This is a genomic window from Oceanicaulis sp., assembly GCF_965249665.1.
Taxonomy (GTDB): Bacteria; Pseudomonadota; Alphaproteobacteria; order Caulobacterales; family Maricaulaceae; genus Oceanicaulis.
Genome location: NZ_OZ252247.1, coordinates 2,435,718 through 2,451,022 on the forward strand (window position 1 = coordinate 2,435,718; position 15,305 = coordinate 2,451,022).

General features: G+C 61.8%; 14 protein-coding genes. 13 read left to right on the forward strand and 1 reads right to left on the reverse strand.

All coding sequences use genetic code 11. The annotated features are described in order from the left end of the window. Positions 1 to 2 precede the first annotated feature (2 nt). Positions 3 to 443, forward strand: coding sequence for a methylmalonyl-CoA epimerase (gene mce, locus ACP154_RS11720; protein WP_421858984.1), 441 nt, complete (start codon positions 3 to 5; stop codon positions 441 to 443). Continuing rightward, a complete protein-coding gene (locus ACP154_RS11725) occupies positions 440 to 796 on the forward strand; it encodes a DUF1467 family protein (protein WP_133723189.1) in 357 nt (118 codons plus the stop codon). Before mce ends, ACP154_RS11725 begins: the two co-directional genes overlap by 4 nt. A 3-nt stretch (positions 797 to 799) precedes the next feature. Here ACP154_RS11725 and ACP154_RS11730 read toward each other — a convergent pair whose 3' ends face one another. After that, positions 800 to 1,750 (reverse strand): DMT family transporter, encoded by a 951-nt coding sequence (locus tag ACP154_RS11730; protein WP_421858981.1) that lies wholly within the window; start codon positions 1,748 to 1,750, stop codon positions 800 to 802. Between the two features lie 129 nt (positions 1,751 to 1,879). On the opposite strand from ACP154_RS11730, the gene proS reads away from it, so the two are divergent. The 11 genes from proS (at position 1,880) to dxr (ending at position 15,285) form a co-directional block, all read left to right on the forward strand. Continuing rightward, complete coding sequence (gene proS / locus ACP154_RS11735) at positions 1,880 to 3,208, forward strand: proline--tRNA ligase (protein ID WP_421858979.1); 1,329 nt, start codon at positions 1,880 to 1,882, stop codon at positions 3,206 to 3,208. Then, the gene (locus ACP154_RS11740) at positions 3,205 to 4,548 is read left to right on the forward strand and encodes a lipoprotein-releasing ABC transporter permease subunit (RefSeq protein WP_421858976.1); all 1,344 of its coding nucleotides are present in this window, start codon (positions 3,205 to 3,207) and stop codon (positions 4,546 to 4,548) included. The genes proS and ACP154_RS11740 overlap by 4 nt, the downstream gene beginning before the upstream one ends. After that, complete coding sequence (locus tag ACP154_RS11745) at positions 4,541 to 5,230, forward strand: ABC transporter ATP-binding protein (protein ID WP_421858973.1); 690 nt, start codon at positions 4,541 to 4,543, stop codon at positions 5,228 to 5,230. Before ACP154_RS11740 ends, ACP154_RS11745 begins: the two co-directional genes overlap by 8 nt. Positions 5,231 to 5,547: 317 nt before the next feature. Then, positions 5,548 to 9,000 carry a DNA polymerase III subunit alpha gene (gene dnaE, locus ACP154_RS11750; RefSeq protein ID WP_421858970.1) on the forward strand — a complete coding sequence of 1,151 codons (3,453 nt, stop codon included), beginning with the start codon at positions 5,548 to 5,550 and terminating at the stop codon, positions 8,998 to 9,000. 251 nt (positions 9,001 to 9,251) lie between these two features. Continuing rightward, on the forward strand, positions 9,252 to 10,097 hold the full coding sequence (gene rpsB, locus ACP154_RS11755; RefSeq protein ID WP_107713136.1) for a 30S ribosomal protein S2: 846 nt from the start codon (positions 9,252 to 9,254) through the stop codon (positions 10,095 to 10,097). 33 nt (positions 10,098 to 10,130) lie between these two features. After that, positions 10,131 to 11,072: a translation elongation factor Ts gene (tsf, locus tag ACP154_RS11760; protein WP_107713137.1), complete on the forward strand. Its 942-nt coding sequence runs from the start codon at positions 10,131 to 10,133 to the stop codon at positions 11,070 to 11,072. Positions 11,073 to 11,174: 102 nt separating this feature from the next. Continuing rightward, positions 11,175 to 11,903 carry a UMP kinase gene (gene pyrH, locus ACP154_RS11765; protein WP_107713712.1) on the forward strand — a complete coding sequence of 243 codons (729 nt, stop codon included), beginning with the start codon at positions 11,175 to 11,177 and terminating at the stop codon, positions 11,901 to 11,903. A gap of 27 nt (positions 11,904 to 11,930) precedes the next feature. Further along, entirely contained in the window at positions 11,931 to 12,488 is a 558-nt protein-coding gene (gene frr, locus ACP154_RS11770) for a ribosome recycling factor (protein ID WP_107713138.1), read from the forward strand. Between the two features lie 52 nt (positions 12,489 to 12,540). Continuing rightward, positions 12,541 to 13,260, forward strand: a complete 720-nt coding sequence (uppS, locus tag ACP154_RS11775; protein ID WP_421858966.1) for a polyprenyl diphosphate synthase — start codon at positions 12,541 to 12,543, stop codon at positions 13,258 to 13,260. Next, the gene (locus ACP154_RS11780; protein ID WP_421858963.1) at positions 13,253 to 14,107 is read left to right on the forward strand and encodes a phosphatidate cytidylyltransferase; all 855 of its coding nucleotides are present in this window, start codon (positions 13,253 to 13,255) and stop codon (positions 14,105 to 14,107) included. Before uppS ends, ACP154_RS11780 begins: the two co-directional genes overlap by 8 nt. Next, entirely contained in the window at positions 14,104 to 15,285 is a 1,182-nt protein-coding gene (gene dxr, locus ACP154_RS11785; RefSeq protein ID WP_107713140.1) for a 1-deoxy-D-xylulose-5-phosphate reductoisomerase, read from the forward strand. The genes ACP154_RS11780 and dxr overlap by 4 nt, the downstream gene beginning before the upstream one ends. Positions 15,286 to 15,305: the final 20 nt, after the last annotated feature.

The following is a 15,305-nucleotide window of genomic DNA, read 5'->3' on the forward strand; positions in this document are numbered from 1 at the left end:
TCATGAAGCTGGGACGATTAAACCATGTGGGCGTTGCAACGCCGGATGTGGACGCCGCGGCAGCGGTCTACGCCGAGCTTTATGGCGCCACGGAGCGGACCGAGGCCAAGGATTTCCCGCATCTGGGCGTGAGAGTGGTGTTTGTAACCTTGCCCAACATGCAAATCGAGCTGATCGAGCCTCTGGGCGAGACGAGCCCGATCCACAAATACCTCGAAAAGAACCCCAAAGGCGGCCAGCACCATATGTGCTTTGAGGTGGAGGATATCGTCAAAGCGCGTGACGCCATGGTCGAACGCGGTGCGACGGTGCTCGGGACCGGCGAGCCCTATATTGGCGCTCACGGCGTGCCGGTTATCTTCGTCCATCCCAAGGATACAGGCGGCGTTCTGGTGGAACTGATGCAGGATCCGGCGTTTTACAAAGGTGAGGCGGGCCAGTGAGGCGCTATGCAGAATACGCCCTTCTGGGCCTGGTCTTTGTGATCTGGATTGCTCAGGGCTTTTTGCCGGACCGGGGTGTCGGTCTGGTCACCGGCGTGGTCATCTTCCTGATTTCGTGGTGGATGCTCTTTCTTGGCGTGTTGCCGCTGAATGTGCGCGGCCAGTTTGAAGACAATGATGTGGTTGAGGGCTCAGAGCCGGGCGCACCGGTCCTCCCGCGCGTACGTGAAAAAATGTGGCTGGCGACCGTGCTCACCGCCGGCGTCTGGCTGGTCTTGTTCACGATCCTCGAGTTTGGCCTGGTTGATCTGGACTCCCTGTCCTGGGGGCCGAGCTATATCGAGTACGATTAGCGATCAGTTTTCTTCAGGCGTCTCGCTGCCGTTTGACATGCTGGCGTGCTCCCAGCTCATGAGTATGACGCCTGAGAACACGACGGCGAAGCCGGCCAAGTGCGCCCAGGCGAACGGCTCGCCAAGCAGGATGTAAGACAGAACCAGTGCGGATACCGGCATCACGCCCATGAACGCCGCAGCGGTCGCGCCTTCAGCTTTTTGAACGCCTGCATACCAGAGCCAGCTGCCCAGTGCGAGCGTGCCCAGTCCGTACCAGATCAGTGCGGTCCAGATACGGGCGTCAAACTCTGACGGCGTGAACTCTGACCATTGCCAAATCGCCAGCGGAACAAAGAGCGGAATAGAAAGCGCGGAGGCCAGAAATGTCACCAGAACCGGATCCAGGGTCTTCGTCACCGTCTTGCCCAGTAGTGTGTAGGCGCTTTCACAACTAACTGCGGCAAACACCAGAACGACGCCCCAGAGCGAACCCCCAGCTTCAGCGCCAAAGCCGCCCAGTTGCAAGACCAGAACGCCGATGACCGCGCAGGCAATGGCGGCAAGTTTGCGCCAGGTTGATCTGTCGCCCAGAAATGCGATGGAGGCTGCGGCCGTCACCGCTGGAGTGGTGCTCATCACCACAGCGCCTGTCACGCCGGACGCCAGCCGCATGCCGTAGAGCATGAAGGCGGAAAAGCCCACCATGCCGAAAAGGGCGATGAAGCCGATCCGCACCCAATCGCCTGTCGCGATGTCGCGCATTTCTTCGCGACGCCGCCAGGCGAGGGGCGCCAGAAACAACGCGCCTAGGCCCACCCGGAACAGTGAGGCGATGAAAACAGGCGCAGCCTGGGTCACGATCTTGCTAACGGGCGTGGCAGAGCCGAACATCGCCATGCCTGCGATCAGTTGCGTGATCGTCAGCGCCTTTTTCGAGGTTTGGCCTCCAGACGCGTCGAGGATTTCGCTCATCAGCAGTGATCCAGCGCAAGTTGCATGACTTCCATAGGCCAGGGCGGGCATGGATGGCTTGTCCTTCTCCAACGCGAAGTCTAATCGTTGGGTTCCCGCAGTTTTTCATTGTCGCCGGATTCTTGCCCCATGCGCCTGTCCCGCTTTTTCCTGCCCGTGCTGAAGGAAACTCCTTCTGACGCGCAGATCGTCTCTCACCAGCTCATGTTGCGCGCCGGCATGATCCGCCAGGAAGCGGCGGGGATCTACGCCTGGTTGCCTCTGGGGCTGCGGGTGCTGCGCAAGATCGAGACCATTGTGCGCGAGGAGCAAAACCGCGCCGGCGCGATCGAGCTGTTGATGCCGACGCTGCAACCTGCAGATCTGTGGCGCGAGAGTGGGCGTTACGACGATTACGGCAAGGAGATGCTGCGCATCGTCGACCGCCATGAGCGTGATCTTCTGTACGGTCCGACCAATGAAGAGATGATCACCGAGATCTTCCGCGGCTATTGCCGGTCCTACAAGGACCTGCCGAAGATTCTCTATCACATCCAGTGGAAGTTCCGCGACGAGATCCGCCCGCGTTTCGGCGTGATGCGAGGGCGCGAATTCCTGATGAAGGACGCGTATTCCTTCGATCTCGATCTCGAAAGCGCCACAAGGGCTTATAACAAGATGTTTGTAGCCTACCTTAATACATTTGCGCGCATGGGGCTCAAATCCGTGCCGATGCGCGCGGATACGGGCCCCATTGGCGGCAAGCTCTCGCATGAATTTATCATCTTGGCCGAAACCGGCGAAAGCGAAGTCTTCTGCGATAGCCAGCTTGTGGATATGCCCGCCCCGGGCGAGGTGGATTTTGACGGCGATCTTCAGCCGCTGGTTGATCAGCGCACCGCGCTCTACGCCGCCACCGAGGAAATGCACGACGCCGCGCGCTTTGAAGCCGAAGTGCCGCAAGAACGCCGCTTGTCCGCCCGCGGCATCGAAGTGGGCCATATCTTCAATTTCGGCACCAAGTATTCCGACCCGATGAAGGCGCTGGTCACCGGCCCGGACGGCAAGGATACGGCGGTCCATATGGGCTCTTACGGCGTTGGCGTGTCGCGTCTTCTGGGCGCGATCATCGAGGCCAGCCATGATGAAAACGGCGTGATCTGGCCTGAAGCCGTCGCACCTTTCGGTGCAGGCGTCATCAATATGCGCGCCGGTGACGAGGCGTGTGACGCCGCTAGCAACGATGTGTACGCCAAGCTCGACGCAGCCGGGCTTGAGCCGCTTCTGGACGACACCAATGAGCGGGCGGGCGCGAAATTCGCCACCATGGACCTGATCGGCGTGCCCTATCAGGTGGTCATCGGTCCGCGCGGCCTGAAAGAGGGCAAGGTCGAGGTCAAGATCCGCGCGAGCGGCGAGCGTCATGAGCTCAGCCTTGAAGACGCCGTCAATCGTCTTGTGGAGGGCGCGTTCAAGTGAGCTCTGACGCCGCATCGACAGCAGCGCCCGAGACTCCGCCGTCTTCAGGCGCGGCGCCGTTCTCCGGCTATGAATTCATGCTGGCGTTCAAGTATTTGCGCGCCCGCAAGAAGCATGGCGGCGTCACGCTGATCTCTGTAATCTCGTTTGTGGGCATCATGCTGGCAGTCGCAGTGCTGATCACCGTGATGAGCGTGATGAACGGGTTCCGGCACGAGCTTTTGACGCGGCTTCTGGGCGTTCAGCCCCATATTTATGTCTATGTGCCGTCCGAGCAGGGCGAGGCGGCGTTGACCCTGGCGGACCGGATCCGGGAGCTTGACGGCGTGCGACAGGCGGGGCCGGTCGCCACCGGGCAAGCGCTTGTGACATCAGGACGATCCGCCGCCTTTGCGCAGGTGTCCGGCGTGCGTCCTGACGATCTCGCCCGGTTTGATCTCATCACAGGCGCACATGGCGCAGACGATGCGGGCGGCGGTTTGGTGGCGGGCTCGATTGAACAGTTCGGCGAAGGACGCAATGGCGGCGACGTCATCATAATGGGCACGGTCATGGCCGCTCAGCTGGGCGTTGGCGTAGGTGAGCAGGTGACCCTGGTGTCGCCCCAAGGGGCGTCTACAGCGCTTGGCATGACGCCGCGCTCCAAGCGCTACACCATTGGCGGACTTCTGAGTGTCGGGGTTCAGGATCTCGATCAGATCCTTATCTACATGCCGCTTGATCAGGCGGCGCTGTTTTTCAATCGGCCCGCCCAGGGCGATTATATTGATGTGCGGATCGCCAATCCCGATGCGCCCGAACCGGTGATCGAGGCCATTCGCGCCATCGCGCCTGAGGGCAGCGTCATGTTTGACTGGCGACGACAGAACCAGGCGTTCTGGAATGCGCTTCAGGTCGAGCGGGTCGCCATGCGGCTGATCCTGTCGGCTATCGTGTTGATCGCGGCGATGAACATCATCTCCGGCCTTGTCATGCTGGTGAAAAACAAGACCCGCGACATCGCGATTTTACGCACCATGGGCGCCAGTCAGGGCGCAATCATGCGCATTTTCCTTATCGCCGGGGCGGCGGTGGGCGTGCTCGGTACGCTGGCCGGGATTGCTCTGGGATTGTTGGCGGTCGTGGGCATCGGCCCGATACAGGACTTCGTCTCCTGGGTTAGCGGGGTGAATGTGTTCGACCCCAGCGTCTATTCGCTGTACCGCCTGCCTGCGCGGCTCGATTGGGGCGAGGTGGCGTTCGTGTCCTTCTGGGGCGTGTTCGCGTCCTTGGTGGCGACCCTGGCGCCGTCCTGGCGGGCGGGCCGCATCGACCCTGTGGAGGCGCTGCGTTATGAGTAAGCCAGCGCTCTCCCTGCGCGGGATCACCCGCATTTATGAGACCGAGGGCGAACGGCTCGAGGTGCTCACTGACGCCGATCTCGACCTCACGCCCGGCGAACTGGTGGGGTTGGTGGGCCCGTCCGGGTCGGGCAAGTCCTCACTGCTGCATGCGGCGGCTTTGCTTGAAGCGCCCAATGCCGGCGAGGTCTGGATTGGCGGGCAGAACGGGCTGGCGCTGTCAGAGAGCGAGCGCACGGCGTTACGCCGTCGTGAGGTGGGATTCGTCTATCAATTCCACCACCTGCTGCCTGAACTGGACGCTCTGGATAACGTCGCCTTGCCGCGCATGATCTCTGGAGCGAGCCATAAAGCTGCGCGCGAGGCCGCGGAGAGCCAACTCACTGCTCTGGGGTTGGGCGGACGCTTGCGCCACCGTCCGGGGCAATTGTCGGGCGGCGAACAGCAGCGCGTTGCGATTGCACGGGCCTTGGTGAACGCGCCTCGCATTCTTCTCGCAGACGAGCCGACGGGCAATCTTGATCCCGCGACCTCTGATCAGGTGTTTGAAGCGCTCGCACACGCCTGCCGTGGGGCAGGGGCGGCGGCGTTGATCGCCACGCACAATCACGAGCTGGCTTCGCGCATGGATCGTGTCGTGACGCTGGATCGCGGTCACGTGGTCCCGTTCAAAAGCGCCTGACGCTCTCCGACTCCGTTCATAGAATGTTCCAAGTTGCGGGTTTTCCGCAGCTTTTCAATTCGAATCAAAAACGGCTTGACGGGCGGAACAAAAGCAGAAAATATGCAATGGAACAAAACGGGAATGGCTGTGGTTAAGCGCAGCTGATCAAGGAGTTGTCCCCATGCGTAACCTCATTGAAGATATGACATCCGCCGCCGTCATCGTCGGCTTCATCGCTGTGGCGCTCAGCCTCTCCGCCGCAATCGCAGGCTGACCTCGACGCCGGGCGGGCGTTAGAATGAAGTGGTGAGTCCGCCAGATCTGGAGCGCCCGTCGTGAGCGATGCCCCCTTCGTCCATTTACGCGTCCGGTCGCCCTATTCCCTGCTGGAAGGGGCGATCCGGATCAAGGAGACGGCGGCGCTGTGCAAAACCTTCTCCATGCCGGCGGCGGCGATCACCGACTCCAACAATCTGTTCGGCGCGCTTGAGTTTTCCGAAGTGCTCTCGGGCGAGAGCGTCCAGCCGATTACGGGGGTGACGCTATCAGTTCAGGTCGAGGCCCCGCGTCCGGGGGAGCGTGCGAAGCCGGACGGCACGCTGGTTTTGCTGGCGCAATCTCAAGAGGGTTACGCCAATCTGATGAAGCTGTCTTCAGCGGCCTATCTCGATGTCGCCGCCACAGACGAGCCTCATGCGCCGATTGAAAAAGTGCTCGAACACAGTGAGGGGCTGATCTGCCTGACGGGCGGATTTGAGGGCGTGCTCAACCGTTTTGTCTGCACTGGTCGTGAAGGCTTGGCGCAGGACGTGTTGACGCGCCTGCGGGCGCATTTTCCGGACCGGTTGTATCTTGAGCTTCAGCGTCACGGCCGCGCCGATGACGTTACCGCCGAAGCCTGGCTGATCGATCAGGCTTATGGCCTGGATCTGCCGCTTGTAGCGACGAATGAGCCGTATTTCTCCAAGCCTGAATTCTATCAGGCTCATGATGCGTTGCTGTGCATCTCCGAAGGCGCCTATGTCAGCATGGATGAGCGGCGCAAGCTGACCGCTGAACATGACTTTAAATCCGGCGCAGCCATGGCGGAGCGGTTCGCCGACCTGCCAGAAGCGATCACCAATACGCTGGAAATCGCAAAACGCTGTGCGTTCCGGCCGCGCACCTCCAAGCCGATTTTGCCGCGCTTTCCCACTCAAGGCGATCGAAATGAAGCTGAGGAATTGCGCGCCCGGGCCACCGAAGGTCTGGAAGACCGGCTCTCCAGAATCGAGATGGCCGATACGCGCGAAGCCTATTTCGAACGCCTGGATTACGAGCTTGGCGTCATCGAGCGCATGGGGTTTCCGGGCTATTTCCTGATCGTGTCGGACTTTATCCAGTGGGCGAAATCCCACGATATCCCGGTGGGACCTGGGCGGGGGTCGGGCGCAGGCTCCCTGGTCGCCTGGGCGCTGACCATCACCAACCTGGATCCGCTACGGTTCGGCCTGCTGTTTGAGCGCTTCTTGAACCCTGAACGCGTGTCCATGCCGGACTTTGACGTGGACTTTTGCCAGGATCGCCGCGGTGAGGTGATCCGTTATGTGCAAGAGCGTTACGGTCAGGATCGGGTGGCGCAGATCATCACCTTCGGCACCTTGCAGGCGCGCGCGGTGGTGCGTGATGTGGGCCGGGTGTTGCAATTGCCGTTCGGGCTTGTGGACCGGATCGCAAAGCAGGTGCCGAACAATCCCGCCCAGCCCGTCACTCTGGCGGAAGCGGTGAAGACCGAGCCCAAGCTGCAGGAAATGCAGCGCACCGACGACATGGTCGATCAGTTGATCACTGTGGCCTTGCAATTGGAGGGCCTGTTCAGAAACGCCTCCACTCACGCCGCCGGCGTCGTGATTGGCGACCGGCCGCTGACGGATCTTGTCCCGCTGTATCAGGATCCGCGCTCGGACCTGCCCGCCACTCAGTTCAATATGAAATGGGTCGAGCCTGCGGGCCTTGTGAAGTTTGACTTTCTGGGTCTGAAAACCCTCACCGTGATTGCTCGGGCGCTGAGCTATATTGAAAGCGCGGGGTTGGCGCGCCCGGACATGGACGAGATCAGTCTGGAAGATCCCGCCACCTATGAGCTTCTGGGCGCGGGGTCCTCCATCGGCGTGTTCCAGCTTGAAAGTACGGGCATGCGCGACACGCTGCGCAAGCTCAAGCCTGACAGCATCGAAGACATCATCGCGCTGATCTCGCTGTATCGGCCCGGGCCGATGAAGAATATCGACGTCTATGTGGACCGCAAATTCGGACGCAAGGCGCCCGATTATCTGCACACTGATCTCGAGCCTGTCCTGAAAGAGACCTACGGGGTCATCATCTATCAGGAACAGGTGATGCAAATCGCCCAGATCCTATCCGGCTATTCTCTTGGAGAGGCCGACCTTCTTCGCCGCGCCATGGGCAAGAAGAAGAAGGAGGAGATGGACAAACAACGCGTACGCTTCAACGAAGGAGCGGAGCAGCGCGGCGTACCCAAAGACAAGGCCAATTATATCTTTGATCTGGTGGCCGAATTCGCCGGCTATGGCTTTAACAAATCCCACGCCGCCGCCTATGCCCTGATCGCCTATCAGACGGGGTGGCTGAAAGCCAATCACCCCGCCGCCTTTATGGCCGGCCTGATGAGCCTCGATAGCGCCAACACCGAGAAGCTCGCTGTCTTCTTCCAGGAAGCCAAACGGATCGGTCTCGAAGTTTTGCCGCCGGATGTGAATGCGTCCAAGGCGGACTTCGCCCTTGAAGAGGGCAAGATCCGCTATGCGCTCGGCGCCATCCGAAATGTCGGGTATTCGGCGATGGAGCATGTGGCCGAGGTGCGCCGTAAAGGCGGGCCTTACAAGGACGTGTTTGATTTCGCCGAACGGGTGGATCCGCGTCAGGTGAACAAGCGCGCTTTTGAAAACCTCGCGCGCGCCGGGGCCTTCGACACTCTGGAGCCTGATCGGGCCAAGGCGCTGGCGTCCGCTGAAATGCTGTTATCTGTGTCTCAGAACGCCCAGTCCGAACGCGACAGCGCGCAAGCGTCCTTGTTCGGCGGGGGCGGGGACACAGGCGGCGCCAAACTTGAGCGCCCCAATCTGCCTGACCCCGAACCCTGGGATCCGGTTCGGCGACTGGATGAAGAGCTCGCCGCCATCGGCTTTTACCTGTCCGGTCACCCGCTCGATGATATGATGCCGGCCCTGGCCCGGCGCGGCGTGGTGGTGTTTGCCGACCTGGCGTCAAAAGCTGCGGAGGGCGCGCGCGCCGCGCGGCTCGCCGCCGTGGTGCGCCGTCGTCAGGAAAAAGTCTCTCAGCGTTCAGGCGAGAAATTTGCGTTCGTCACACTGTCAGACCCTTCGGGCGAATTTGAGGCGCTGGTTCCCCCCAAGGTGCTGCGGGAAATCCGCGAGGTGATCGAACCGGGCGCATCGGTGCTGGTGAACGCCAAGATCGAGGCGCAGGACGAAGGACTGCGGCTGATCATAGACGGGGCCGACACCATTGATCCCTTTGCCGCTGAGCATATTGGTCAGGGCCTCAAGATCCGGCTGGGGCAATCGGGAGCGCTTGAACCCTTGCGAAAGCGCATTGACCGGGCCGACGGCCGGGAGGGCGCGGTGAAAGGCTCCATACATCTGATCGTGCCTTTATCTGACGGACGGCTCGCGGAAGTGCGTTTGCCGGGACGCCATGCCGTCGACCCCGCCGCCCGCGCCGCGGTGAAGGCGGTCGCCGGCGTTCTGGAGGTGGAAACGCTCTAAGGCGCCCATCAGGCCGGACAGACTTCAAAAATGTCAGTTCAGGCGGGTTTGAGAGGCGGAAAGTCCGCTCTCACGGCTTGCAGCTTTGCGCTGCGGCTCGTATAAGCGCGCCCGATCCCGCACGCGGAGCTTCGGCTTTTCAGGTGAAAAGTCGCTCCGGTGTCGCAAGTCGTGTCTGATGTCCAGCTGGATGACAGGTGCGGCGAGCGGCTCCGCTCCGCGGAGGCCAACCGGAAAAAGGACCTAAAATTATGGCTCTTCCTGAATTCTCCATGCGTCAGCTGCTTGAAGCCGGCTGTCACTTCGGTCACCAGACCCACCGCTGGAACCCGAAGATGAAAGATTACATCTTCGGTGAACGCGCCAACATCCACATTCTCGATCTGTCGCAGACCGTTCCGCTGCTTCACCAGGCTTTGGTGAAAGTGCGTGAAGTCGCCGCCAAAGGCGGTCGCGTTCTGTTTGTGGGCACCAAGCGCCAGGCTGCCGAGCCGATTGCGCAGGCCGCGTCGCGCTGTGCACAGTACTACATGAATCACCGTTGGTTGGGCGGCACGCTCACCAACTGGCAGACCATCTCCAACTCCATCGCGCGCCTGCGCGAGCTGGAGACCCTTCTGGACGCCGAAGGCGGCCCGACCGGTCTGACCAAGAAAGAAATCCTGATGCTGACCCGCGAGCGTGAAAAGCTCGAGCGCTCCCTGGGCGGCATCAAGGAAATGGGCGGCACGCCGGACCTGATGTTCGTGATCGACACCAACAAGGAGTCCATCGCCATTCAGGAAGCCAAGCGCCTGAACATTCCGGTGGTGGCGATCCTGGACACCAATTGTGATCCGGATCCGATTGATTTCCCGATCCCGGGCAATGATGACGCCTCTCGCGCTCTGTCGCTGTATTGCGACCTGATCGCTGACGCCGTTCTGGACGGCATCGCCGACAGCCAGGCCGCTTTGGGCATGGATCTGGGTGAATCTGAAGCGCCGAGCGAAGTGGCTCTGGGCGTGGACGACGGTGAAGCCGCTCCGACCGAAGAACCCGCCGCCGAAGCCGCGCCCGCAGCTGCGGAAGCGCCGGCTGAAGACGCCAAATCCTAATAGCGCCCTAGCGCGATCCAAGGAGACCTCCCCATGGCTCAGATCACCGCTGCTCTCGTCAAAGAGCTTCGCGACAAAACCGGCGCCGGCATGATGGACGCCAAAAAGGCGCTTGTGGAAGTTGACGGCGACATGGAAGCCGCCGTCGACTGGCTCCGCAAGAAAGGCCTGTCCAAGGCCGCAAAGAAAGCCGACCGCGTCGCGGCTGAAGGCCTGGTGGCCGTTAAAGCGGAAGACACCGGCGCTGGCATGTCCGCCGCCGCTGTTGAAGTGAACGCCGAGACCGACTTTGTGGCTCGCAACGAGATCTTCCAGAACGCCGTTGGCGAGATCGCCGGTCTGGCGATCAAAGCGGATTCTGTGGAAGCCCTGAACGCGTCTCAGATGTCTTCGGGCAAGTCCGTGGCCGACACCATGACCGATCTGATCGCTCAGATTGGCGAGAACATGTCGGTTCGCCGCACCGCCACCCTGTCTGTGGATCCGGGTGTCGTCGCGGCTTACGTGCACAACGCCGCCGGCGACGGCATGGGCAAAATTGGCGTGCTGGTTGCGCTGAAGTCCGAAGGCGACAAGGCGGTTCTCGCCGAGCTGGGCCGGAAGGTCGCCATGCACGTTGCGGCGGGTTCGCCCGCACCGGCGCTGGCCGTCCACGAGGGCGAGCTCGATCAGGCTGTGGTCGAAAAAGAACGCCAGGTGTTCGCAGGCCAGGCCCGCGAATCCGGCAAGCCTGAGCAGATCGTTGAGAAAATGGTCGAAGGTCGTCTGCGCAAATTCTATGAAGAAGTTGTGCTTTTGAAGCAGGTCTTCGTGTTTGACACCGACAAGACCGTCGCAGAAGCCATCAAGGCCGCTGAAGGTGATGCGGGCGCACCGATCGAACTGACCGGTTTTGTTCGCATGGTCCTGGGTGAAGGCGTCGAGAAAAAAGAAGAAGACTTCGCCGCTGAAGTCGCAGCCGTCGCTAAAGGCTAACAATTTCGGCCCGGGCGTGTGAAGACACGTCCGGGCCGGACTCCATCTGAAGACAGCAATCATGCGGAGCTTGCCGTGACCGACACCGAGGACCGACCGCTAATTACGCCTAAAGGCCCCTATAAACGGGTTCTTTTGAAGGTTTCCGGTGAAGCCCTGATGGGCGATCAGCCCTACGGCATCGACATGACAACTGCAGACCGCATCGCCCGCGAAGTCGGCGAAGCGGTCGAGGCCGGCTACGAGCTGTGTCTGGTGATCGGCGGCGGAAACATTTTCCGCGGCCTGACCGCCGCCGCGAAAGGCATGGAACGCGCGGCCGCTGACTATATGGGCATGCTGGCGACCGTGATGAACGCGCTGGCCATGCAGACCGCACTCGAGCGTGTTGGCGTACAGACCCGCGTTCAGTCCGCAATTCCCATGACCACTGTGTGCGAGCCTTATATTCGCCGCCGCGCCGTGCGTCATATGGAGCGTGGCCGCGTGGTGATCTTCGCCGCCGGCACGGGCAATCCATTTTTCACCACCGACACGGCCGCCGCCTTGCGCGCCGCCGAGATGGGGTGCGACGCCTTGTTCAAAGGCACCAGCGTGGATGGCGTCTATGATGATGATCCGCGTAAAAATCCGCAGGCCAAACGCTTTGAGTCTCTTGACTATATCGACGTTCTGGCGCGCGATCTGAAAGTTATGGACGCCTCGGCGGTGACGCTGATGCGCGACAACCAGATTCCGATCGTTGTGTTCAATATCCGCGAACAGGGCGGTCTCGCCCGGGTTCTGGATGGCGAGGGCACCTGTACGGTCGTCGGCGGCTCATCCACCTGAAGCCGCAATAAAAGGGGAGACACGGACATGTCCGGTTTCGACATTAAAGACATCGAGCGCCGCATGGATGGCGCGATTGAAGCGCTCAAGAAAGAGTTCGCCGGCCTGCGCACCGGCCGCGCTCACGCCAGCTTGCTCGACCCGATCAAGGTTGAGGCTTATGGCGCGCTGACCCCGATCAACCAGGTTGGCAACGTGTCTGTGCCTGAGCCGCGCATGATCACAATTTCGGTTTGGGACAAGACCTTGGCCGGTGCTGTGGAAAAAGCGATTCGCAATTCCTCGCTGGGTCTGAACCCGGTGTCTGAGGGCGAAACTCTGCGCATTCCGATTCCGCCGCTGAATGAAGAGCGCCGGGTGGAGCTGGCCAAAACCGCGGGCTCCTATGCCGAGAACGCCCGAGTCGCCGTGCGCAATGTCCGCCGTGATGGTATGGATCAGCTCAAGCGCGACGAAAAAGACAATGAGATCAGTGAAGACCAGCACAAGAAGCTGGCTGATCAGATCCAGAAACTCACAGACGCCAAAGTGGCGTCCATCGACACCCTGCTGAAGACCAAGCAGGACGAGATCACTCAGGTCTGATGGGACGGGCGCTCGCTTGCGGGCGCCCTGCGACGGCGGGAGGGCCGTTTCCATGAGCGAGACCGAACCGTCCGGCCAGACGCCCCGGCACGTCGCCATCATCATGGATGGCAATGGTCGCTGGGCGGCGTCTCGGGGGCGCCCGCGGGCCTTTGGTCATCGCAAAGGGGTCGAGGCGGTGCGCGAGGCCGTGCGCGCCGCCGGCCAGCTGGGCGTGCGTTATCTCACACTGTTCAGCTTTTCCACCGAGAACTGGAACCGTCCGGCTTCAGAGGTCGAGGCGTTGTTCGAGCTGCTACGGCATTTCGTTGCGGCGGATCTGGACCGGTTGCACGCCGAAGGCGTTCGCGTGCGAATTCTCGGGCGCCATGAGGGGCTTAAAGAGGAATTGTTGAGCCTGATTGAGTCTGTGGAAACGCGGACGGCGGGCAATGACGCCTTCTTTCTCAACATCGCTTTTAATTATGGTGGCCGTGACGAGATTATTCGTGCGGCGCGCCGGGCGGCCGAGGCGCATGACGGCGATTTATCACAGGTGAGAGAAGCAGATTTCGCCAGGTATCTGGACACTGCGGGTCTGCCTGACCCTGATCTGGTGATCCGCACCAGCGGCGAACACCGCATCTCCAACTTTCTCTTGTGGCAGGCCGCATACGCGGAATTTGTGTTCATGGACGTTCTCTGGCCTGACTTTGACAAGTCAGCCTTTCAGGACGCCTTGTCCGAATACGCCAGCCGGGACCGTCGCTATGGCGGCGTGCGTCATGGCTGACCCCGACCGTGCTGACGATGTAAACATGCCTCGCAAGCCTGTGCGCGGCGATCCCATGTTCTCCCGCCGGGTGTTATCCGCGTTGGCGCTTGCCCCTGTCTCAATCGGGCTGGTGATCTGGGGCGGCTCTGCCTTTTCCATCTTCATCGCCGCCTTTTCCGCCGCCATGGCGTGGGAATGGGTGCGCATGTCCGACCCTATGGCTCCGCCGCGCGCGTTTGCGATCGCCACCAGCACGGCGGTGGGCGGGGTGTTGCTCGCCAGCCAGCTTGAACTGCTGGGGGCTGCCGTCTGGATTCTGGGCGGCGCTTTGGCGGCCTATGCCGATCGGCGGCCACGCGGACGGGGGTATGAAGCGTTGTTCGGCGTCGCTTATGTGGCGTTGGCCGCCAGCGTGCTGGGCGCATTGCGGCATGAGGACACCGCTGGGCTGGCGGGCGTCGTCTTTCTGATCAGCGTGGTCTGGGCCGCAGATACGTTCGCCTATCTGGCGGGATCCTGGCTGGGCGGCTGGAAACTGTTGCCCGCCGCCAGCCCGAACAAGACCTGGGCGGGGTTGGTCGCGGGGCTCGCCTTTGGCGTGATCGCGGGCGCATTCGCGGCCTGGTGGGCCGGCTGGGACCCCAGGCATGGCGCGATTCTGGCGGCCCCCACGGCGCTTATGGCGGTGGCGGGTGATCTGTTGATGTCGCTGGCCAAGCGCCGCTTCGGCGTCAAGGATGCCGGTACGGTGATCCCCGGGCATGGCGGTGTTCTGGACCGCGTGGATGCGCTGATGATGGCGGCTCTGTTCGCCGGGCTCTGGTCGTGGATCGGTCCGGGCGGCTGGCCTGGAGGAAGCGCATGAGCGCACGGACAGTCACAATTCTGGGCGCAACAGGCTCTGTGGGGCGCGCCACGCTGGATCTGATCGAGCGTGCGCCGGACGGAGCTTTCGAGGTCGTGGCGCTGACGGCGAACAGTCAGGCGGAGGATCTGGCGCAGCTGGCGATTCGGACACAGGCGCGCTTTTGCGCCGTCGCCGACCCTGAAGCAGGTCAGGCGCTGGCGGCCGCGCTGAAGGGGACGGCTATTCGCAACGCTGCAGGTCCTGACGCCGTCTGTGAAGCCGCGCGCATGTCCGCGGACTGGGTGATGGCGGCGATTGTCGGCGCAGCCGGACTGCCGCCGACATTGGAGGCTGTGCGCCGGGGCGCCGCCGTGGCTTTCGCGAACAAAGAGGCGCTGGTCTGCGCCGGCGATCTGTTCATGACAGCTGCGCGAGAGGCGGGCGCCCGTCTGCTGCCAGTTGATTCAGAACATAACGCCATTTTCCAGGCCTTTGACGAGCAGCAACGCGCCGGCATTCGCCAGATCATTCTGACTGCATCGGGCGGCCCGTTCCGAGACTGGTCGCTTGAGCAGATGGGACAGGCGAGTCCCGCTCAGGCCGTGGCCCATCCCACCTGGTCCATGGGGGCCAAGATCTCGGTGGACAGCGCCACCATGATGAATAAGGGCCTTGAGATTATCGAGGCGTGCCATCTGTTTGGCTTGGCGCAGACCGAAGTGGATGTTCTGGTGCACCCGGACTCCATTGTGCATGGCCTGGTTGAGTATGTTGATGGTGGAATGCTGGCGCAGCTGGGCATGCCGGACATGCGCACGCCCATCGCTCACGCTCTGGCCTGGCCGGATCGGCTTGAGACCCCTGTGGAACGGCTGGACCTCGCCAAGCTCAGCCAGCTTACCTTCGAAGCTCCTGATCCGGTTCGGTTTCCAGCGCTTGGCCTGGCGCGTGCGGCGTTTGATGCGGGGCGGGGCGCGCCGGCGATTTTCAACGCCGCGAATGAAGTTGCGGTCGCCGCCTTTCTGAATGGTCAGATAGGCTTTCTTGACATCGCGGCATGCGTCTCTGACTCTCTGGAGCGAGGGGAAGCAGACGGCGTCGCATCCGTGCAGCCATCTGGCTTTGAGGCTGTGTTAGACGTAGACCGGCAAGCGCGTCGGTTGGCGATGGACGCGGTTAAGCAGCGAGTGCGCTAAGCGGCTGCTGCGTAAGGAGA

Excerpts from the sequence above, each read along its gene's own strand:
- mce (WP_421858984.1), top strand. The coding sequence starts at position 3 with ATGAAGCTGGGACGATTAAACCATGTGGGCGTTGCAACGCCGGATGTG.
- ACP154_RS11730 (WP_421858981.1), bottom strand. The coding sequence starts at position 1,750 with ATGAGCGAAATCCTCGACGCGTCTGGAGGCCAAACCTCGAAAAAGGCG.
- proS (WP_421858979.1), top strand. The coding sequence starts at position 1,880 with ATGCGCCTGTCCCGCTTTTTCCTGCCCGTGCTGAAGGAAACTCCTTCT.
- ACP154_RS11745 (WP_421858973.1), top strand. The coding sequence starts at position 4,541 with ATGAGTAAGCCAGCGCTCTCCCTGCGCGGGATCACCCGCATTTATGAG.
- rpsB (WP_107713136.1), top strand. The coding sequence starts at position 9,252 with ATGGCTCTTCCTGAATTCTCCATGCGTCAGCTGCTTGAAGCCGGCTGT.
- tsf (WP_107713137.1), top strand. The coding sequence starts at position 10,131 with ATGGCTCAGATCACCGCTGCTCTCGTCAAAGAGCTTCGCGACAAAACC.
- frr (WP_107713138.1), top strand. The coding sequence starts at position 11,931 with ATGTCCGGTTTCGACATTAAAGACATCGAGCGCCGCATGGATGGCGCG.
- uppS (WP_421858966.1), top strand. The coding sequence starts at position 12,541 with ATGAGCGAGACCGAACCGTCCGGCCAGACGCCCCGGCACGTCGCCATC.
- ACP154_RS11780 (WP_421858963.1), top strand. The coding sequence starts at position 13,253 with ATGGCTGACCCCGACCGTGCTGACGATGTAAACATGCCTCGCAAGCCT.
- dxr (WP_107713140.1), top strand. The coding sequence starts at position 14,104 with ATGAGCGCACGGACAGTCACAATTCTGGGCGCAACAGGCTCTGTGGGG.